The following is a 20217-nucleotide window of genomic DNA, read 5'->3' as shown; positions in this document are numbered from 1 at the left end:
CTCATCTGAGCGCAACGCTTATCAGAGGTGGCGAGAATCACGCTGCCACAGCCCGCCGGATTTCACCATGCGGACGCGTGACGGGGTCGAAATGTCCCTGTCACACTCCGAGCGCCCGCAGCCGCTCCTCGACCCGCTCGGGGGCGTACAGGTGCTCCACGACCATCGCACCGGCTCCCACCAGCCCGGCTCGTTCGCCCAGCCGTGAGGTCACCACGTCCAGGTGGGCCGTGGAGCGGGGCAGCGCCCGCTGATAGAGCAGTTCGCGCACCCCTGTCAGGAAGGGAGTTCCGGCCAGATCCCCGGCGATCATCAGCACGCCGGGGTTCAGCAGGGTCACGACGGTCGCCAGGACGTCCCCGACCCGGCGCCCGGCGTCCCGGGCGAGACCGACCGCCTCGGGGTGCCCGGACGCCAGCAGGTCCCGCACATCCGAGCCGGAGGCCGCCGGCACCCCGGCCTCCGCCAGCCGCCGCGCCACCGCCCCGCCGCTCGCGACGGCGGCCAGACAGCCGTACGAACCGCACCGGCACAGCGCCTGGGCGCCCTCCGGCACCCGGATGTGCCCGATGTCCCCGGCGCCCCCGTCGATGCCCCGGAACACCGAGCCGTCCACCACGACCCCGGCGCCGATGCCGGTGGAGACCTTGACCAGCACGAAGGCGGAGCAGTCGGGATAGCCGGTGCGCTGTTCGCCGTACGCCATGAGGTTGGCGTCGTTGTCCACCAGCACGGGCACGGCGGCGGCGCCGGTGTGCTCGGTGAGCGCCCTGGCCAGCCGGTCCCTTATGCCGTAGCCGTCCCAGCCGGGCATGATCGGCGGCTGGACGACACGGCCGGTCTCGGTGTCGACCGGGCCGGGCACCGCGAGCCCGACCCCGCACACCGACGCGGCCGGGCAGCCCGCCTTCTCCAGCAGCCCGGCGAACCAGCGGCCGAGTTCGCCGAGCACGAGGTCCGGCCCGTCCTCGACGACCAGGGTGCCGGAGTGCTCGGCGAGGATCTCGCCGCTCAGCGACAGCACGGCCGCCCGTGCGTGCCGGGTGTCGAGGTCGGCGGCCAGGACAACGGCGTGCTCGTCGTCGAATTCCAGGGTGATGGAGGGGCGTCCGCCCAGCGGGGAGTCCACCGGTCCCCCGGCGCCCTCGCGCAGCCAGCCCGCGCGGAACAGCCGGTCGAGCCGCTGTCCGACGGTGGCCCGGGACAGTCCGGTCGCCTGCTGGAGCGCGCCCCGGGTCACCGCGCGGCGACTGCGCACCAGTTCGAGCAGTTCGCCGGCGCTCGCCTGGCCGGCACCTCGTCCCGTCCGCTGTCCCGTTCTTCCGGGCTGTCCGGTCATGCACACCCCCTTGTGTTTCCCAACCTTGCCTTACATAGTGGGTTTTGCGTGTTAAATAGACGTAACCCCACGGTAGCCGCAGCCGAACCGGCCGGCCGGACGTCTTTTCGGAGAGCCCCGAGTGGACCGCACCGCCCAACGCGCCCTACGTCGTACCGGACGCACCGTTGCATACGATCCGCCCAGCACCGTCTCACCCCTGCAGGTCAGGGCCGCCGCCGTGCTGGAGGCAGACTGGACGGGTACGTCCACGGTGCCCTCGCGCAGCCTGTATCCGCACCAGTGGTCGTGGGACTCGGCGTTCATCGCGATCGGCCTGCGGCACGTCTCGCCGTTACGCGCCCAGACGGAACTGGACACGCTGCTGGCGGCCCAGTGGGCGGACGGGCGGATCCCGCACATCGTCTTCAACCCCTCCGTCCCCCTCGACGCGTACTTCCCGAGCCCCGACTTCTGGCGCTCCTCGACCGCCGGACGTACCGCGGGCGCCCCGCGCACCGTACAGACCTCCGGGATCGTGCAACCACCGGTCCACGCGCTGGCCGTGTGGCTGGTGCACCTCGCCGACCCGGGCCTGTCGCGGGCGCGCGGCTTCCTCGCCCGGATGTATCCCCGCCTCGCCGCCTGGCACCGGTATCTGCTGCACCGGCGCGACCTGGGCGGGGGCGGGCTGGTCTCCGTCGTGCACCCCTGGGAGCAGGGTATGGACAACAGCCCCTGCTGGGACCGTCCGCTGTCCCGGGTCACCCCGGCCCCGGCCCGCTCCTTCCGCCGCGCCGACCTCGACCACGGCTCCCCCGAGGACCGGCCGACGGATCTGGACTACGGGCGGTACGTGCGCCTCGCGAGCGACTACCGGGACCGCGGATACGCCGACGGGGCAGGGGAGTTCGCCGTGGAGGACCCGGCGTTCAACGCGCTGCTCATCGCCTCCGAGTACGCCCTGGCCCGGATCGCCCACGAGCTGGGCGCGGCTTCGACGGCCCGGCAGGCCCGCGCCGAGCGGCTCACCGCCGCCCTGGTGGAGCGGCTGTGGGAGCCCGCCGCGGGGATGTTCCTGTGCCGGGACGTGCGCGCCGGGGAGCTGATCCCCGAGCGCGGTGTCTCCGGCCTGATCCCGCTGCTGCTGCCGACCCTGCCCCGCGAGCTCGCCACCACCCTGGTCCGCACGATGTGCGGCCCGCACTTCGGCCTCGGCGGCACCACCCGCCTGGTGCCCAGCTACGACCTGCTCGGCGAGGCCTTCGACCCGCACCGCTACTGGCGCGGCCCGGCCTGGATCAACACCAACTGGCTCCTGGAGGGCGGTCTGCGGCTGCACGGCGAGCGCGGCCGGGCCGACGCCCTGCGCAAGGGCATCCTGCACACCGCCGGCGCCTCCGACTTCGCGGAGTACGTCGACCCGTACACGGCACAGGCCTGCGGCGCCACCGGCTTCGGCTGGACCGCCGCGCTCACGCTCGACCTGCTGCACGACCGGCCCGCAGGGGACAGAAACGGCGTCACGGCGATCAAGGGAGGGGACCGGGGATGACGGACCGGCATCATCTGCTCGTGCACGGCGGGACGTTCGCCGCCGTCGGCGACCGCGGCGACATCAGCGGCTACCGGGGCGGCAGCGCCCCGGACGGAATGTTCGTACGGGACGCACGGCATCTCAGCCGGTGGCAGCTCACCGTGGACGGGGCCGTGCCCGACACGCTGACGCCGGTGGCCGACGGGGACACCGCGCGCTGCGTCCTCGTCCCGCGCGGCGGCCGCGACGAGCCGCCCGCGTACACGCTCTTCCGTGAACAGGCCGTCGGCGACGCCTCCTTCGTGGAATCGCTGCGGATCACCAGCAACCGCCCGGCGCCGACGACGGTCCGCCTCGCGCTCACCGCCGACGCCGACTTCACCGACCAGTTCGAGCTGCGCTCCGACCACCGCACCTACACCAAGGCCGGTGCGGTCCGCTCCCGCCAGGTCCTCGGCCACGGCGTGGAGTTCACCTACCGGCGCGGCGAGTGGCGCTCGTGCACGACGGTGACGGCCGAGCCCCAGCCGGACGCCGTGGAGGAGACCGGCACCGGCGCCCGCCGCCTGGTGTGGACCCTGGAGCTCGCACCGCACGGCACCGCCGAGCTGGTCCTGCGGGTCATGGCCCGCCCGCACGGCGAGCAGCGGGCCCTGCGTGTCCCCCGCTCCCCGGCCGCCGTGCGGGAGCGACTGCTCGCCCGGGAGGGCGAGTTCGTGGAGGGCCTGGCCTTCCCCACCGGCTGGCCGGAGCTGGCCGCGGCCTGCTCCCGGGGTCTCGCCGACCTCGCCGCGCTCCAGGTCCCGGCGAAGGGACCGGACGGCGAGGAACTGCGCGTCCCGGCCGCCGGTGCCCCCTGGTTCCTGACGCTGCTGGGCCGGGACGCCCTGCTCACCTCGCTGTTCGCGCTGCCCTACCGGCCCCGGCTGGCCGCCGCCACCCTGCCCGCGCTCGCCGCGACCCAGGCCACGGACGCGGCCGCGAGCGAGGTCGCCCAGCCCGGAAAGATCGTCCACGAGGTGCGGCACGGCGAACTGGCGCACTTCGGCCAGGTCCCCTACGGCCGCTACTACGGCTCGGTCGACGCCACACCGCTGTTCCTCGTCCTCCTCGGCGCCTACACGGAACAGACCGGCGACACCGCCCTGGCCCACCGCCTCCGGTCCCACGCCCGCGCGGCTGTCGGCTGGATGCTCGACCACGGCGGCCTGACCTCGCGCGGCTACCTCGTCTACCGCGCCGACCAGGGCGGCCTCGCCAACCAGAACTGGAAGGACTCCCCCGGCGCCATCTGCTCCGCCGAGGGCACCCGCCCCCACGGCCCGGTGACGGCCGCGGGCGCCCAGGGCTACGCCTACGACGCGCTGCGCCGCACGGCGTGGCTCGCGCGCACGGTGTGGCAGGACGGGACGTACGCGGACCTGCTGGAGCAGGCGGCCGGTGACCTGCGCGACCGTTTCCAGCGGGACTTCTGGATGGACGAGCACTCCTTCCCGGCGCTCGCGCTCGACGGCCGGGGCGCCCAGGTCGATGCCCTGGCCTCCGACGCCGGGCATCTGCTGTGGTCGGGCCTGCTGGACAAGGAGTACGGCGAACAGGTCGGCCGGCGCCTCCTCGAACCGGACTTCTTCTCCGGCTGGGGCGTGCGCACCCTGGCCGCCGGCCAGCCGGCGTTCCATCCGCTCTCCTACCACCGCGGTTCGGTCTGGCCGCACGACAACGCGCTGATCGCGCTGGGCCTGGCCCGCTACGGGCTGCACGACGAGGCCCGCGCGATCGCCCGCGGCCTGGTCGACGCGGCGACCGCGACCGGCAACCGGCTCCCCGAGGTCCTCGCGGGCTACGGCCGCGACACCCACCCGGTGCCGGTGCCGTACCCGCACGCCTGCGTACGCGAATCCCGCTCGGCCTCGGCCCCGTTGGCGCTGCTCACGGCGGTCGGGGGCGTCTAGGGCGTGTTGCGAAAGTCCCGTCTGGCCGGAAACCCCTGGCACGCACGCTCGCCGCGTTGTCGGTCGTCGGCGCAGCCCGCTGCGCTCTCCTCCCTCCGCCTTGCGATCGCACGCACCAGACGCCCCCGGCCCCGCCCTTCGGGCGGACGACGCTACTTTCGCAACACGCCCTAGGGACGGTTGGCCGGGCGTTTGCCGGGTGTTTGCCGAGCGCTGGCCCGGCGGGCTGAACGCACCTGGTGAGCGCCCCGTACGGAACTGAGGCGGACCCGATCCCCATGCGGGTCCGCCCACCTCACCGGGTTTCGTACGGGAAGGACCTTCGGGTGCCTGTCTTCACACGCTTGCGCCAGTCATCGCGGTCAGAGCCTGCGTCGGCACCGGCACCGGCACCGGAGACTCCCGTGTCGGAATCCGGTCTCCGCGCCCGCCACCCCCGAGCCGCCCGCGCCCTCCGCTGGACCACCACCGCCCTCGCCGCCGTCCTGGTCCTCGGTGCCCTGCTGCTGCCCAACACCCTCCCCGCCATGGGGCCGAAGAGCTTCACGCGCATACCGGCCGAGGCGGTCGTCGGGGCCGTCGTGGTGCTGTGGCTGCCGCGTCGGCCCCGGCTGGTCGCGGCGGCGCTGTACGGACTGGGCCTGACCGCGCTGACCGCCGTGAACCTGCTCGACATGGGGTTCAACGAGTATCTGGGCCGGGGCTTCAACGCCGCGCTCGACTGGGACCTGCTGCCCGACGCCCAGGCGTACGTCGGGGACACGCTGGGCGGGGGCGTCGCGACCGCCGCCGCCGTCGGCGCGATCGTGCTGGTCCTGCTGCTGGCGGCCGTCATGGTCGCGGCGACGGTCCGGCTCAGCGACCTGCTCGTACGCCACCGGCCCCGGGCGGCCCGGGGCGCGCTGATCGCCGGCGTCGTCTGGGTCACCTGCTCCGCCCTGGGCCTGACGCTCTTCGGCGGGCCGATCGCCTCCGAGCGCGGCGCCGGAGCCCTCCGGGTCCACGCCCAGCGGACGGTGGAGTCCCTGCGCGACGAGGCGGCCTTCGCGAAGCACGCCCAGGCGGACACCTTCGGCAACACCCCGCCCGACCAGCTGCTGCCCGACCTGCGCGGCAAGGACGTCATCTTCACGTTCATCGAGAGCTACGGCCGCAGCGCCATCGAGGACCCGATCATGGCACCCGGCGTCGATCGCACCCTCGACACCAGCGGCAAGGCCCTGGAGAAGGCCGGCTTCGCGGCCCGCAGCGGCTGGCTGACCTCGGCGACCTTTGGCGGCAGCAGCTGGCTCGGCCACTCGACGACCATGTCCGGCCTGTGGATCGACAACCAGCGCCGCTACCGCACGGTCACCGCGGGCGACCATCTCACCCTCACCAAGGCGTTCCGCAAGAGCGGCGCCTGGGACACGGTCGGCGTGATGCCCGGCGTGCAGAAGGGCTGGCCGGAGGAGAAGTGGTACGGCCTCGACAAGCTCTACGACGCCTACGACCTGGGATACAAGGGCCCGAAGTTCAGCTGGTCGACCATGCCCGACCAGTACGCGCTGGAGGCGTTCCAGCGCCAGGTGCACGGCGAGAAGCGCGACAAGCCGCTGATGTCGTTCGTCATCCTGACCTCCAGTCACCAGCCCTGGGCGCCCCTGCCGAAGATGGTCGACTGGGACGAACTCGGCGACGGCTCACGCTTCGACGCCGTCCAGAAGGCCGGCAAGAAGGCGTCGGACGTCCTCACCGACACCACCCAGTCCCGGCAGGAGTACGGCAAGTCCATCCAGTACTCGGTCACCAGCCTCACCCAGTGGCTGGAGCGCTACGGCACCGACGACACCGTCCTGGTCTTCCTCGGCGACCACCAGCCCATGGCCCGGGTCAGCGGCACCCGCGCCAGCCGCGACGTGCCGGTCTCCATCGTCGCGAAGGACCCGAAGGTCCTCGACAAGGTCGCCGACTGGAACTGGACGGAGGGCCTCAAGCCCGACCGCGACGCCCCGGTGTGGAAGATGAGCTCCTTCCGCGACCGTTTCCTCAAGGCGTACGGCTCCACACCGCACCGCTCGGAAGGCTGATCAGCCGCCGGAGGTGTCGAGTTCGGCGTCCTCGCCGACCCCGGCGCAGTCGTAGGGGTCCTTCAGCCAGCCGTCCGGCAGCACCACACGGTTGTTGCCGGACGTACGGCCCCGGGGCCCGTCGGCGCCGGCGGGCCAGGGCTGGTCGAGGTCCAGCTCGTCCAGCCCGGAGCGCAGTTCCTCCAGCGAGGAGGTGATCGCGAGGCGCTTGCGCATCTCGGAGCCGACCGCGAAGCCCTTCAGGTACCAGGCGACGTGCTTGCGGAAGTCGATGACCCCGCGCGCCTCGTCCCCGATCCACTCGCCGAGCAGCGTGGCGTGCCGGACCATGACGTCGGCGACCTCGCGCAGCGCCGGGCGGGCGATGTCCTGGGGGCGCCCCTCGAAGGCGGCCACCAGATCGGCGAACAGCCACGGCCGCCCGAGGCACCCGCGTCCCACGACCACGCCGTCGACGCCGGTCTCGCGCACCATCCGCAGCGCGTCCTCGGCCGACCAGATGTCGCCGTTGCCGAGCACCGGGATCTCCGGCACGTGCTCCTTCAGCCGGGCGATGGCGTCCCAGTCGGCGGTGCCGCCGTAGTGCTGGGCGGCGGTGCGGCCGTGCAGCGCGATGGAGGTGACGCCCTCCTCGACGGCGATCCGGCCGGCGTCCAGGAAGGTGATGTGGTCGTCGTCGATGCCCTTGCGCATCTTCATCGTGACGGGCAGATCGCCGGCACCGCTGACGGCCTCGCGCAGGATGGCCCGCAGCAGGTTCCGCTTGTACGGCAGCGCGGAGCCGCCGCCCTTCCGCGTGACCTTCGGCACGGGGCAGCCGAAGTTGAGGTCGATGTGGTCGGCGAGGTCCTCCTCCGCGATCATGCGGACGGCCTTGCCGACGGTCGCCGGGTCCACGCCGTAGAGCTGGATCGACCGGGGCCGCTCCGTCTCGTCGAAGTGGATGAGCTGCATCGTCTTCTCGTTGCGTTCGACCAGCGCCCGGGTGGTGATCATCTCGCTGACGAACAGGCCCTTTCCTCCGCTGAACTCCCTGCACAGGGTGCGGAAGGGCGCGTTGGTGATCCCGGCCATGGGGGCCAGGACGACGGGGGGCTGGACGGTGTGCGGGCCGATGTGGAGGGGCGTGGACATGCCTCCATTGTGCCGTGCAATGAGAACGTAAAATTCGTTAGTTAGCCACACTATTGAAATCGGCGTACGATGGCCCGCATGCCCGAGCTCAGCCCCCGCCGCCGCATGCTGGTGCTCGCGATCTGCTGTATGAGCCTGCTGATCGTGAGCCTCGACAACACGGTCCTGAACGTGGCCCTGCCCTCCATGCAGCAGGACCTGCACGCGAGCACCTCAGGTCTGCAGTGGACGATCGACGCCTACACCCTGGTCCTGGCCTCGCTGCTGATGCTCGCGGGCTCCACCGCCGACCGGATCGGGCGCAAGCGGGTCTTCATGGCGGGCCTGGTGGTCTTCACCATCGGCTCGGTCCTCTGTTCCCTCGCACCGAACCTGGAGGCGCTGGTCGCCTTCCGGATGGTGCAGGCGGTGGGCGGCTCGATGCTGAACCCGGTCGCCATGTCGATCATCACCAACACCTTCACCGACCCGCGCGAACGGGCCCGCGCGATCGGCGTGTGGGGCGCGGTCGTCGGCATATCGATGGCCGCCGGCCCGCTGGTCGGCGGCCTCCTCGTCGACTCGGTCGGCTGGCGCTCCATCTTCTGGATCAACCTGCCGGTGGGCCTCGCCGCCCTCCTCCTCACCTTCCGCTTCGTCCCCGAGTCCCGCGCCGCCAAGGCCCGCCGCCCCGACCCGGTCGGCCAGCTGCTGGTGATCGCCCTCTTCGGCTCCCTGACCTACGCGATCATCGAGGCGCCGAGCACACCGTTCGCCTCGACGGCCCCGCTGGCCGCGGTCGCCCTGGCCGCCCTGCTCGGCCTGCTCTGGTACGAGCCCCGCCGCACCGAACCCCTGATCGATCTGCGGTTCTTCCGCTCGGCGCCGTTCAGCGGGGCCACGGCCATCGCGGTCAGCGCGTTCGCCGCGCTCGGCGGGTTCCTCTTCCTGTCCACGCTGTACCTCCAGAACGTGCGCGGCCTGACCGCGCTGGAGGCGGGCCTGTGGATGCTGCCGATGGCGGCCCCGACGTTCCTCTGCGCCCCGCTCTCCGGCCGCCTGGTCGGCTCCCGCGGCCCCCGCCTCCCCCTCCTGATCGCCGGCTTCGCGATGACCGCGAGCGGCGTGCTCTTCGCCGCGTTCGAGGCCGAGACCTCCGACGTCACGCTCTTCGCCGGATACGTCCTCTTCGGCATCGGCTTCGGTTTCGTCAACGCGCCGATCACCAACACGGCGGTGTCCGGGATGCCGCGCGCCCAGGCGGGGGTCGCCGCGGCGGTCGCCTCGACGAGCCGGCAGCTCGGGCAGACGCTGGGTGTCGCGGTGGTGGGGGCGGTGCTCGCCTCCGGCGTGGGCTCGTCGTCGTACCGGGAGACGTTCGTGTCGGCGGCGCGACCGGGCTGGTGGATCCTCGCGGTGTGCGGCTTCGCCGTGCTGCTGCTGGGGGCGGTGACGAGCGGGCGGTGGGCTCGCCGTACCGCTGAGGGGACGGCGGAGCGGCTGGAGTCGGCGGAGGTGCGGGATGTGGCGGTGACCGCACACCGCACCTCGTGACCTGGTGACCTCGTGACCTCGTAGCCGTGGTTCGCAGCCCTTCGGTAACACGGGGCCCGTCCGCGGCGGTTCGGCGAGACCCCTTTCGGTTGAAGCGTCAAACTCATTCCTCCGGTGGCGACTTGCCACCCCGCTCTGAGCAGCAGAAACTGTAAGTGAGGACGCAGAGCCCACCGATAGTCCGACTCTGCGCCGCCCCGACGAGCACGAAGGGGCTGACCCGGTGGACAACACACTGCACATCCTCCTCGCCGAAGAGGACGCGGAAGCCGAACGTGTCGCGGAGCTGACCGGCTACCTGCGCGAGGAACTGCTCGAACTCGACGTGGACGACGTCACGACGCTCCCCGGCGGGGAGGCCCCGCCCGGAGCGCGGGCCGTGGACATCACTCAGATCGGCGCCCTGCTGGTGACCCTGGGCAGCTCGGCAACCGCCCTGAGCCAGGTGGTGACCGTGATCCGGTCCTGGATGGGCAGGCACCACGACACCCACCCGTCCCTGCGTCTGCAGATGGGCGACGACGTCTTGGAGGTGTCCGAGGCGACCGACGATCAGGTCGCGGAGGTGTTCACGCTCTTCGTCCAGCGCCATTCCCCGGCTGGAGCCGAGCCATGACGGATTCCAGACACGCGCTGATCATCGCCAACGGCCGGTACGACGACCAGGGGCTCAAGAAACTCAAGGCACCCGCCCAGGACGCCGCCGCCCTCGAAAGGGTGCTGCACGACCCCCAGATCGGCGACTTCCAGGTGGAGGTCGTGCACAACGCGTCCGCCGACCTCATGCGCAGGCGCATCCAGGGCTTCTTCAACGAGCGCGGCGGCGCCGACACGCTCCTGCTCCACTTCTCCTGCCACGGCATCAAGAGCGAGTCCGGCGAGCTGTACCTGGCCGCGAGCGACACCGAGCCCCCGCTGCTGGCCGCCACGGCCGTCCCCTCCCAGTTCGTCCGCGGTTGCATGTACGGCACCCGTGCGGGCCTCACCGTGCTGTTCCTCGACTGCTGCTACGGCGGCGCCTTCTCCCGGGGCTCGACCTCGGTACGCGCCTCCGGAGAGATCAACGCCCTCGAGTCGTTCGCCAAGGGCGAGCCGGCCACTGGGCGGGGGTGGGCCGTGATCACCGCGTCCGACTCCATGGAGTACGCCTTCGAGGGCAGCGAACTCGCGGAGAACTCCGGTCCGCGGCCTTCGCTGTTCACACACGCGGTCGTCGAGGGCCTGGAGACCGGCGAGGCCGACCTCGACGCGGACGGGAAGGTCTCCCTGGACGACCTGTACGACTACGTCTACCGGCACGTACAGGAGCAGAACCCCCATCAGAGGCCGAAGAAGGCGGCGGAGCTGCGCGGGGAGCTGCATCTGGCACACAGCCGGCGTGGTCGCATCAAGATCGCCGCCGTTCCCTCGCCGCCCGCCCTGCGGGCGGCCATGAACAGCGACGAGTTCCTCACACGGCAGGGCGCCGTGACGGAGTTGCGCAAACGACTGCGGCACACGGAGCTGCCCGTGGCGGAAGGGGCGCGTCAGCACCTGGAGGAGGTCGCGCGGAACGACATCCAGCCGATCGCCGAACTGGCGTCCGAGGCCTTGAGTGAGATCCACCTGGCACCGTCCCCTGACCACCTGGACTTCGGCCAGGCACCAAAGGGCTCGCCTCCTCGGAAGCAGTCGGTGACCCTGCACGGCCCACCCCTGGCCCGTCACTGCGTGGCCCAGTCCAAGCAGTCGTGGCTGCGGGTCGATCCGACCCCACGGGGCCTGGATGTCCACGTCGGCACGACGGCCGAGGGGCGTCTGTCCGGCGACATCGTGCTGAAGGGTGTGGCGGACGAGTCGGTGATCCACGTCGAGGCGGTGATAGGCAAGCCGGACACGGTGACCGTCAAGCACCGGCGCATCCCGCCCCCTCCCAAGAGGCCGCCCGAGCCCTCTGCGGACCAGGCGCGCACGGCTGCGCACCAGACGCGAACGGACCGTTCATCGCCGTCCCGCCGCGCTCTGCCCCTCGCCGGCGCCGCCCTCGCTCTCGCCGTCACGTCTGTCATCACGCTCGTACTGGCCATCCAGGCGGCGGTGGTGGCCATCACGGAGCGGGGCGGCGAAGGGGCCTACGGCAACGTCGAGGACAACATCCGCGAGCACGGAGCGATCACACCGCTCACCGTGTCCCTGATCACCGGTGCGCTGGCACTGGTCGTCGGCGCGTTCGCCCGGCACGATCTGGGAACACCTCGGGAGCACCAGACGAGCAAGGCGGAAAGCGTCACGCACAGCCTGACCGCGGTCGCGAAGGGCCTGGCGATCCCGGTACTGATCCTGGCCGTCCTCATGGGCATCGCCTACCTGGTGGGCAGCCAGAACTGGTGAGGACAGGCGTGCGGAACTCGGGGGACTCCGTGCGCAGGCGCTTGAGCAGCATCTTCCAGGCGGGCTCGGTGAGATGGCCGGCCATCTCGGCGTGGAGGCGGACCGCTGGCCGCTTGGCGCTTCTGGCCGCACCTCGGTTTCGTCGAACTGCTCCCGGGCGCGGCGATCGCCGGCACGGGCGCGGGCCAGGCACTGCAACTGCCCGTCAGCTACCGGGTTGCCCGTCATCCACCGGGTCATCCTCTCCGAGGTGCCGCCCGCCCGTGCCGGCGTCGGCGGCGGCGTGATGATCACCACTCGGCAGTCGGCACTGGCCCTCGGCCTGGCCACCCTGGGCGCGCTGTTCCCGTCCCTGGTCCCGGCGATGGGCATGCGGGACGCCCTGGTCACGCCGCCGCTGGTGCAGCTCGCCGGGGTGGTGCTGAGAGGTCTGCTGCGCCTCAGGCCGCCGCGCACGGTCTTCTGAGGCATCTCACGGCCTGATAACTCGCATCCGGGGAAACCCTGTTGATGTTGGTCATGCCGCACACTCCTTACTGCGAGCGGACCGGACGGGCCGGATTTCTGGACGCGGGAGGCGTCATGACGCAGATCGACACCAGCAAGGTCAGCCGCTGGGACCAGCACGGCCGCGAACACGTGGTGCGGGTCCAGCGCACGGGCATGCAGCGCACGATCAGATGCGACACCTGCGGCTGGCGCAGAAGCGCGCAGTTCCTGCCGTGGCTGAAGGCGGAGGAACATCTGACGGAGGCCCATCAGGCGACGGTGGACCCGACGGCGGCGTGACCGCCGAGAGGCACGGGAGCGTCAGGCGAAGTCACCGCTGTCACCTGGATACCTCCCCGGGGGCTCATCTCCGGAACTGCCGCACTCCGGGCCGCAGATGTGCCCGGCCTCATACGTATCGACGGAGCGGAGGCCGCATTCGTTCGGGCGGCCGCAGTTCTCTAAGGCGTCGTCCCCGCGCCGCGCAGACCCCGCACCATCAGGTCGACGACCGCGGCGAAGTCGGCCTCCGCGCCCGGCTGCTCCCACTCCCGCGCGTAACAGGGGTCGTGGAACCGCCCCGTCGCCTGGAACACCGCGCGGGCCGAGGCCTCCGGGTCGGTGGGCGCGAAGTCGCCGTCCTCCACGCCGGACTGGATGATGCGGGTCAGCTGGGACTCCAGGTCGGTGATGTGCTCGTTCACCGCCGTGCCGGCCTCGTCCGTGAGGACCATGTACGTGGCGAACAGCTCCGGATCGTCGCCCGCCTTGCGGCGCTTCGCGGCGAACAGCGCGGCGAGCCAGTCCCGCAGCCGGGCCTCCGGGGCGCTGTCGCCGGCGACGATGCCGGACAGCTCCCCGGACGTGCGGTCCAGCCAGCGCTTGGTGACCGCCTCGCGCAGCGCCGCCTTGGTCCGGAAGTGGCGGTAGACGCTGCCGTGGCTGACACCGAGCGCCCGGGCCACGTCCACGACGGTGGCCTTGGCCGGGCCGTGGCGCCGCAGCACCTCCTCTGTGGCCTCGAGGATGCGCTCGGCGGTCAGTGTCTCGCTGGTCGGTGCCATGCCCCTGACCGTACCCGGAGCCCGGTTCAGCGCTCGACGTGCGCCATCTGGGCCGCCGGGTAGCGCTCACCGGCTGCGGCACCCGCCGGCACGGCCTCCTCGATCGCGGTCAGGTCGGCCGCGTCCAGCGTCACGTCCAGCGCGCCCAGCGCCTCCGTGAGCCGGTCGCGGCGGCGGGCGCCGACCAGCGGCACGATGTCCTCACCGCGGGACAGCACCCAGGCGATGGCCGTCTGCGCGACGCTGGCGCCCTTCTGCTCGGCGATCTTCCGCAGCGCCTCGACGAGGTCCAGGTTGTGCCGGAGGTTCTCGCCCTGGAAGCGCGGCGACATCGCCCGGAAGTCACCCGCGCCGAGCTGCCGGTCCGCGGTGAAGTGGCCCGATATCAACCCCCGGGAGAGCACCCCGTACGCCGTGATGCCGATGCCCAGCTCGCGCGTGGTCGGGAGGATCTCGTCCTCGATGCCGCGCGATATGAGGGAGTACTCGATCTGGAGGTCGGAGATCGGCGCGGTGGCGGCGGCCCGGCGGATGGTCTCGGCGCCGACCTCGCTCAGGCCGATGTGCCGCACGTGTCCCTTCTCGACGAGTTCCGCGATCGCGCCGACCGTCTCCTCGATCGGCACGTCCGGGTCGAGGCGGGCGATGCGGTAGACGTCGATGTGGTCGACGCCCAGCCGCTGGAGGGAGTACGCGGCGAAGTTCTTCACGGCGGCGGGCCGGCCGTCGTAGCCGGACCAGCCGCCGTCCGGGTCGCGCAGGCCGCCGAACTTCACGCTGACCAGCGCCTGTTCACGCCGGGCGGCGGGGGCCGCGCGGAGGGCCTCGCCGATCAGCAGTTCGTTGTGGCCCATGCCGTAGAAGTCGCCGGTGTCCAGCAGGGTGACGCCCGCTTCGAGCGCCGCGTGGAGGGTCGCGATGGATTCGGCCCGGTCCGTCTCGCCATACAGCGCGGACATGCCCATGCAGCCGAGACCGAGGGCGGAGACCTGGGGGCCGGTGGTTCCGAGGGGGCGGGTTCGCATCGTCATGCCAACCACCATGACATGACAGCTGACAGATTTCAATATCTGTCACTCCATAGTTGCCACCGTCCGTCGCCACCCCCTCCAGCGACTACCGCGCCGTGAACGCCAGCTTCGCCCCCAGCGCCACGAACGACCCCGCGAACCCCCGCCGCAGCCACGCCATCACCCGCGGCCGTCCGATGACATGGCTGCGCACCGACGCGGCCAGCACCCCGTACACCGCGAACACGACGAAGGTCGCCAGCATGAACACCCCGCCCAGCCCCAGCATCCGCGCCACCGCGTGCGGCTCCCCCGGGCTCACGAACTGCGGCAGGAACGCGAAGAAGAAGATCGTCAGTTTCGGGTTGAGGATGTTGACCAGCACACCCCGCACGATCACCCGCAGCGCCGACACCGGCGCCTGCGCCGCCCGCTCCTCCACCACCAGCGCCTCCTTGTCCCGCACGGTCGCCCACGCCATGTACAGCAGGTACGCGACCCCGGCGTACCTCAGCACCTCGAAGGCGGTCGCGCTCGCGTGCAGCAGCGCGGCGACGCCGGTGACCGTGGCCAGCAGATGCGGCACGATCCCGAGCGTGCAGCCGACGGCCGCGACGACACTCGCGCGGCGCCCCCGGGAGAGCGCGGCGGCGAGGGTGTAGACGACACCGGTACCGGGCGTGGCGACGACGACCAGGGTGGTCAGCAGAAACGCGATACTCATGCGCTCACCGTGTCGCCGCCGCGCCCCGGGAAACAGAGCCAATCGACGGCCGCGCAACAGGACCACACCTTCGCATCACTCCGAAAGCGCCGGACAACGGCATGAGCGCTCCACGCCCCGAACAGGATGCGGCGACGCTCCGCGCCGCAACACCCGGATGCGATTCCTCCCCGGCATGAACACCGGGGCATCCTCGCAAGAAACAGGTGAACGCGCCGGTGCCGGGCCCCTCCGAAGAGGAACCCGGCACCGTCGTGCGCGAGAAAGGCGATCAGCAGCCGACCAGGCGGGCCGCCAGGTAACCCTCGATCTGGTCGAGGGACACCCGCTCCTGCTTCATCGAGTCACGCTCGCGGACGGTGACCGCGTTGTCCTCGAGCGTGTCGAAGTCGACGGTCACGCAGAACGGCGTGCCGATCTCGTCCTGACGGCGGTAGCGGCGGCCGATGGCGCCGGCGTCGTCGAAGTCGATGTTCCAGTTCTGGCGCAGCGCCTGGGCGAGGCCCTTGGCCTTCGGGGACAGCTCCGGGTTCCGGGACAGCGGGAGCACCGCGACCTTGACCGGCGCGAGACGGTGGTCGAGGCGCAGCACGGTGCGCTTCTCCATCTTGCCCTTGGCGTTGGGCGCCTCGTCCTCGACGTAGGCGTCCAGGAGGAACGCCAGCATCGCGCGGCCGACACCGGCCGCGGGCTCGATGACGTACGGCGTCCAGCGCTCGCCGGCCTCCTGGTCGAAGTAGGTGAGGTCCTGGCCGGAGGCCTTGGAGTGGGCACCGAGGTCGTAGTCGGTGCGGTTGGCGACGCCCTCCAGCTCGCCCCACTCACTGCCGCCGAAGGAGAACCGGTACTCGATGTCGGCGGTGCGCTTGGAGTAGTGGGAGAGCTTCTCCTTCGGGTGCTCGAACCACCGCATGTTCTCCTCGCGCATGCCGAGGCCGGTGTACCAGTTCCAGCGCTGCTCCATCCAGTACTCCTGCCACGTCTCGTCCTCGCCCGGCTTGACGAAGAACTCCATCTCCATCTGCTCGAACTCGCGCGTGCGGAAGATGAAGTTGCCGGGCGTGATCTCGTTGCGGAAGGACTTGCCCATCTGGGCGATGCCGAACGGCGGCTTGCGGCGCGAAGTGGTCTGCACCTGGGAGAAGTTGGTGAAGATTCCCTGCGCGGTCTCGGGCCGCAGGTAGGCGACGGAGCCGGAGTCCTGCGTCGGGCCGAGGTGGGTCGACAGCAGGCCCGAGAACTGCTTGGGCTCGGTGAAGGTGCCCTTGTTGCCGCAGTTGGGGCAGTTGAGGTCCGCGAGCCCGTTCTCCGGGGCGCGGCCCTTCTTCTCCTCGAAGGCCTCCTCAAGATGGTCCGCGCGGAACCGCTTGTGGCAGGAGGTGCACTCGGTGAGGGGGTCGGTGAACGTGGCGACGTGGCCGGAGGCGACCCAGACCTCGGGGGCCAGGATGACGGACGAGTCGATACCGACCACGTCCTCGCGCGACGTCACCATGTAGCGCCACCACTGGCGCTTGAGGTTCTCCTTGAGCTCGACACCCAGCGGGCCGTAGTCCCAGGCGGCGCGCTGACCGCCGTAGATCTCACTACAGGGGAATACGAAGCCCCGGCGCTTGCTCAGGCTGACGATGGTGTCGATCTTGTCGGCGGCCACGGTGCTCTCTTCATTACGACGACGGGCGACGAAGCGAGTTGCTTCCAGCGAATGATTCAGGTTACCGGCGGGGACGCCCCCTCAATCAAATCGCTCCCCCCTCAGCGACCGCCAGAGGGCCACGGCCCTTGATTCGAGCCTGTTCAGGACGTTTGTTGACAACGGTTTCCATATTTGTTGAAAATGACTGTCATGAACGTACGACGACGACTCATACCCGCCGCCGCGGCCGCCTCTCTCGGCCTCGGCGCTCTGACCGCCTGCTCCAGCGACAGCGCGGCGAAGGGCAACACGGAGAAGTTCGACGTCGTCGCGTCGTTCTACCCGATGGCCTTCCTCGCCGAGCAGATAGGCGGCGACCACGCGAACGTCACCAGTCTGACCGAGCCGGGCCAGGAGCCGCACGACCTGGAGATCAGCACCCAGCAGCGCGCCCAGCTCGAAGAGGCCGACGCGGCGCTCTTCCTCAAGGGGCTCCAGCCCGCCGTCGACGAGGCCGTGACACAGACCGGCATCGAGACGAAGATCGACGCGGCCTCGCTGACCCACCTCGAGGACCACGGGACCGGCGGCCACACCCACGAGAACGGCGAGGAAGCCCACTCCGAGGAGGAGGAGCACGGCCGCGACCCGCACGTCTGGCTCGATCCCGTGAAGTACGCCGAGATCGCCCAGGGCGTCGGCAAGGCCTTCGAGAAGGCCGACCCGGACCACGCGGCCGACTACAAGAAGAACACCGAGGCCCTGGTCAAGAAGCTGGGCGGCCTGAACAGCGACTTCGAGAACGGCCTGAAGGACTCCAAGTCCAAGGTCTTCTTCACCAACCACGCCGCCTTCGGCTACCTCGCCGAGCGCTACGGTCTCACCCAGGAGGCCATCTCCGGCGTCGACCCCGAGAGCGAGCCCAGCGCCGCCCGCGTCAAGGAGCTCCAGCAGGAGGCGAAGGCCGACGGCGTCACCACCGTCTTCTACGAGACGCTGGTCTCCGACCGCACCGCGAAGACCCTGGCCAGGGACGCGAACCTGAAGACGGACGTCCTCGACCCGCTCGAGGGCATCACCGACAAGTCCCGCGGCGACGACTACTTCCAGGTCATGGAAGCCAACCTCAAGGCCCTGCAGACGGCACTGGGAGCCAAGTGACTCACTCATCGGAGGACGGCATGACCGAGCCCGTCGTATCCCTGCGCGGCGTCCGCGCGGACCTGGGCTCGCGCCCCGTCCTGCGCGGTATCGACCTCACCGTGCACCGCGGTGAGGTCGTCGCGCTGCTCGGCGCCAACGGCTCCGGCAAGTCCACGGCCGTGCGAAGCGTCATCGGCCAGGTGCAGACCGGCGCCGGCGAGATCGAGCTGTTCGGCACCCCCCGCGCGCGGTTCCGTGACTGGCACCGCGTGGGCTACGTCCCGCAGCGCACCACGGCCGCGGGCGGCGTGCCCGCCACGGTGACCGAGGTGGTCTCCTCCGGCCGCCTGTCCCGGGCCCGCTTCGGCGTGCTGCGCAAGGCCGACCGCGAGGCCGTACGACGCGCCCTGGACCTCGTCGGCATGGCGGACCGGGCCAAGGACTCCGTCGACGCCCTCTCGGGCGGCCAGCACCAGCGGGTCCTGATCGCCCGCGCGCTCGCCTCCGAGCCCGAGCTGCTGATCATGGACGAGCCGATGGCCGGCGTCGACCTGGCCAGCCAGGAAGTCCTCGCGCACACCCTCACCGAGCAGGTCTCCCAGGGCACCACCGTGCTGCTCGTGCTGCACGAACTGGGCCCCCTGGAGCCCCTCATCGACCGGGCGGTCGTCCTGCGCGACGGCTGCGTCGTGCACGACGGACCGCCCCCGAAGGCGGTCGGGCAGCACGCCCTCCCCGGCCACGACCACGTACACCCGCACGCCCCCGCGGGCGCCGAACCGATCCGTACGGGACTGCTGAGCTGATGGACTTCCTCGACTACGCCTTCATGCAGCGGGCCCTGCTCGCCGCCGTCCTGGTCGGCATCACCGCCCCCGCGGTGGGCATCTACCTGGTCCAGCGCCGCCAGGCCCTGATGGGCGACGGCATCGGCCACGTGGCGATGACGGGCGTCGGCCTCGGCTTCCTGCTGACCTGGTCCCCGGTGTGGATGGCGACCCTCGTCTCCGTCCTCGGCGCGGTCCTCATGGAGCTGATCCGCTGGTACGGCAAGACCCGCGGCGACATCGCCCTCGCGATGCTCTTCTACGGCGGCATGGCCGGCGGTGTGATGTTCATCAACCTGGCGCCGACGGGCTCCAACGCCAGCCTGACGTCGTACCTCTTCGGCTCGCTGTCGACGGTGTCCGAGTCGGACGTCACGGCGATCTGCGTGCTGGCCGCCTTCGTCGTCCTGGTCACGCTCGGCCTGCGGCGGCAGCTGTTCGCGGTCAGCCAGGACGAGGAGTTCGCCCGGGTGACGGGCCTGCCGGTGCGCGCCCTGAACCTGCTGACGGCGGTCACCGCGGCTGTCACGGTGACGGTGGCGATGCGCGTGGTCGGTCTGCTGCTGGTCAGCGCGCTGATGGTGGTGCCCGTCGCGGCGGCCCAGCAGATCAGCCGCAGCTTCGCCGCCACCTTCGTGATCGCCGTCGCCATCGGTGTGAGCGTGACGATCGGCGGCACGGTCACCTCGTACTACCAGGATGTCCCGCCCGGTGCGACGATCGTCTTGCTGACCATCGGCGCGTTCATCGTGCTGACGGCACTCGCGGCTCCGCTGGCCCGCCGCCGCGCCCGCGCCCGGACTTCCGCGCAATCCGCCCACGACCCCGGCGAGTGCGCGATTCCGGGTACCCGGGAGGCGGCCGACGAGGTCGGCGTCTGACCGCCCCCACCCCGGGCTGGCACAATGGCCCGGGCAAGGCAGACGTGAGGAGGCAACGGTGACGACCGCTGGACCGTCCGTGAAGGGCCGCGCCACCCGGCAGCGGGCCGCCGTGTCGGCGGCCCTGGAAGAGGTCGACGAGTTCCGCAGTGCGCAGGACCTGCACGACATGCTCAAGCACAAGGGCGACTCGGTCGGGCTCACCACGGTCTACCGGACGCTGCAGTCCCTCGCCGATGCCGGTGAGGTCGATGTCCTGCGTAACGCCGACGGCGAGTCCGTCTACCGCCGTTGCTCCACGGATGACCATCACCATCACCTTGTGTGCCGGGGGTGCGGCAAGGCTGTCGAGGTGGAGGGGCCGGCCGTGGAGAAGTGGGCGGATTCCATCGCGGCGGAGCATGGGTATGTGAACGTGGCTCACACGGTGGAGATTTTCGGTACCTGTGCGGAGTGTGCGGCGGCCGCCAAGGGTTGAGTTGCCGGGTGCGGGTGCGTTGGGGCTTGTCGCGCAGTTCCCCGCGCCCCTG

General features: G+C 71.2%; 17 protein-coding genes and 2 pseudogenes. 12 read left to right on the top strand and 7 right to left on the bottom strand.

The window, feature by feature from the left end:
• Positions 1-100: 100 nt before the first annotated feature.
• The gene (locus tag ACZ6I3_RS00740; RefSeq protein WP_469410691.1) at positions 101-1339 is read right to left on the bottom strand and encodes an ROK family protein; all 1239 of its coding nucleotides are present in this window, start codon (positions 1337-1339) and stop codon (positions 101-103) included.
• Positions 1340-1460: 121 nt separating this feature from the next.
• Here ACZ6I3_RS00740 and ACZ6I3_RS00735 point away from each other — a divergent pair, with 121 nt between their 5' ends.
• The 3 genes from ACZ6I3_RS00735 (at position 1461) to ACZ6I3_RS00725 (ending at position 6876) form a co-directional block, all read left to right on the top strand.
• Positions 1461-2873 (top strand): MGH1-like glycoside hydrolase domain-containing protein, encoded by a 1413-nt coding sequence (locus ACZ6I3_RS00735; protein ID WP_469410690.1) that lies wholly within the window; start codon positions 1461-1463, stop codon positions 2871-2873.
• Entirely contained in the window at positions 2870-4807 is a 1938-nt protein-coding gene (locus ACZ6I3_RS00730) for an amylo-alpha-1,6-glucosidase (RefSeq protein ID WP_469410689.1), read from the top strand. The genes ACZ6I3_RS00735 and ACZ6I3_RS00730 overlap by 4 nt, the downstream gene beginning before the upstream one ends.
• Positions 4808-5133: 326 nt before the next feature.
• Complete coding sequence (locus tag ACZ6I3_RS00725) at positions 5134-6876, top strand: sulfatase-like hydrolase/transferase (protein WP_469410688.1); 1743 nt, start codon at positions 5134-5136, stop codon at positions 6874-6876.
• Here the strand turns inward: ACZ6I3_RS00725 and dusB are convergent, their stop codons facing one another.
• Positions 6877-8010, bottom strand: coding sequence for a tRNA dihydrouridine synthase DusB (dusB, locus tag ACZ6I3_RS00720; protein ID WP_469410687.1), 1134 nt, complete (start codon positions 8008-8010; stop codon positions 6877-6879).
• Positions 8011-8088: 78 nt separating this feature from the next.
• Here dusB and ACZ6I3_RS00715 point away from each other — a divergent pair, with 78 nt between their 5' ends.
• From ACZ6I3_RS00715 to ACZ6I3_RS00705, 3 genes are all read left to right on the top strand, one after another.
• Complete coding sequence (locus ACZ6I3_RS00715; protein WP_469410686.1) at positions 8089-9543, top strand: MFS transporter; 1455 nt, start codon at positions 8089-8091, stop codon at positions 9541-9543.
• Between the two features lie 223 nt (positions 9544-9766).
• Entirely contained in the window at positions 9767-10159 is a 393-nt protein-coding gene (locus ACZ6I3_RS00710; RefSeq protein WP_469410685.1) for a hypothetical protein, read from the top strand.
• A complete protein-coding gene (locus ACZ6I3_RS00705; protein WP_469410684.1) occupies positions 10156-11913 on the top strand; it encodes a caspase family protein in 1758 nt (585 codons plus the stop codon). Before ACZ6I3_RS00710 ends, ACZ6I3_RS00705 begins: the two co-directional genes overlap by 4 nt.
• A 10-nt stretch (positions 11914-11923) precedes the next feature.
• Here the strand turns inward: ACZ6I3_RS00705 and ACZ6I3_RS00700 are convergent.
• Positions 11924-12019 (bottom strand): annotated as a pseudogene (locus ACZ6I3_RS00700) (XRE family transcriptional regulator); the annotation flags it as partial.
• Here ACZ6I3_RS00700 and ACZ6I3_RS00695 point away from each other — a divergent pair.
• Together ACZ6I3_RS00695 and ACZ6I3_RS00690 are read left to right on the top strand one after the other, a co-directional pair.
• Positions 12019-12379: pseudogene (locus ACZ6I3_RS00695) on the top strand (MFS transporter); the annotation flags it as partial. The pseudogenes ACZ6I3_RS00700 and ACZ6I3_RS00695 sit on opposite strands and share 1 nt — an antisense overlap.
• Before the next feature lie 116 nt (positions 12380-12495).
• Positions 12496-12702, top strand: a complete 207-nt coding sequence (locus tag ACZ6I3_RS00690) for a hypothetical protein (RefSeq protein ID WP_469410683.1) — start codon at positions 12496-12498, stop codon at positions 12700-12702.
• A gap of 161 nt (positions 12703-12863) precedes the next feature.
• Here the strand turns inward: ACZ6I3_RS00690 and ACZ6I3_RS00685 are convergent, their stop codons facing one another.
• The 4 genes from ACZ6I3_RS00685 to ACZ6I3_RS00670 form a co-directional block, all read right to left on the bottom strand.
• A complete protein-coding gene (locus ACZ6I3_RS00685) occupies positions 12864-13466 on the bottom strand; it encodes a TetR/AcrR family transcriptional regulator (protein WP_469410682.1) in 603 nt (200 codons plus the stop codon).
• A 26-nt stretch (positions 13467-13492) separates the two neighbouring features.
• On the bottom strand, positions 13493-14491 hold the full coding sequence (locus tag ACZ6I3_RS00680; protein WP_469411653.1) for an aldo/keto reductase: 999 nt from the start codon (positions 14489-14491) through the stop codon (positions 13493-13495).
• A gap of 91 nt (positions 14492-14582) precedes the next feature.
• Complete coding sequence (locus ACZ6I3_RS00675; protein ID WP_469410681.1) at positions 14583-15200, bottom strand: LysE family translocator; 618 nt, start codon at positions 15198-15200, stop codon at positions 14583-14585.
• 271 nt (positions 15201-15471) lie between these two features.
• Positions 15472-16854: a glycine--tRNA ligase gene (locus ACZ6I3_RS00670; protein ID WP_469410680.1), complete on the bottom strand. Its 1383-nt coding sequence runs from the start codon at positions 16852-16854 to the stop codon at positions 15472-15474.
• Positions 16855-17046: 192 nt separating this feature from the next.
• On the opposite strand from ACZ6I3_RS00670, the gene ACZ6I3_RS00665 reads away from it, so the two are divergent.
• The 4 genes from ACZ6I3_RS00665 to ACZ6I3_RS00650 are packed head-to-tail and all read left to right on the top strand — an operon-like array spanning position 17047 to position 20165.
• Positions 17047-17997, top strand: a complete 951-nt coding sequence (locus ACZ6I3_RS00665) for a metal ABC transporter substrate-binding protein (protein WP_469410679.1) — start codon at positions 17047-17049, stop codon at positions 17995-17997.
• Between the two features lie 20 nt (positions 17998-18017).
• On the top strand, positions 18018-18785 hold the full coding sequence (locus ACZ6I3_RS00660; RefSeq protein WP_382827035.1) for a metal ABC transporter ATP-binding protein: 768 nt from the start codon (positions 18018-18020) through the stop codon (positions 18783-18785).
• Positions 18785-19687, top strand: a complete 903-nt coding sequence (locus ACZ6I3_RS00655; protein WP_469410678.1) for a metal ABC transporter permease — start codon at positions 18785-18787, stop codon at positions 19685-19687. The genes ACZ6I3_RS00660 and ACZ6I3_RS00655 overlap by 1 nt, the downstream gene beginning before the upstream one ends.
• 58 nt (positions 19688-19745) lie before the next feature.
• Positions 19746-20165, top strand: a complete 420-nt coding sequence (locus ACZ6I3_RS00650; protein WP_469410677.1) for a Fur family transcriptional regulator — start codon at positions 19746-19748, stop codon at positions 20163-20165.
• Positions 20166-20217 lie beyond the last annotated feature (52 nt).

It is taken from the genome of Streptomyces sp. NPDC041940 (genome assembly GCF_055589465.1).
The sequence above is the reverse complement of the archived record's forward strand: the minus strand, read 5'-3'. Positions and strand labels throughout refer to the sequence as shown.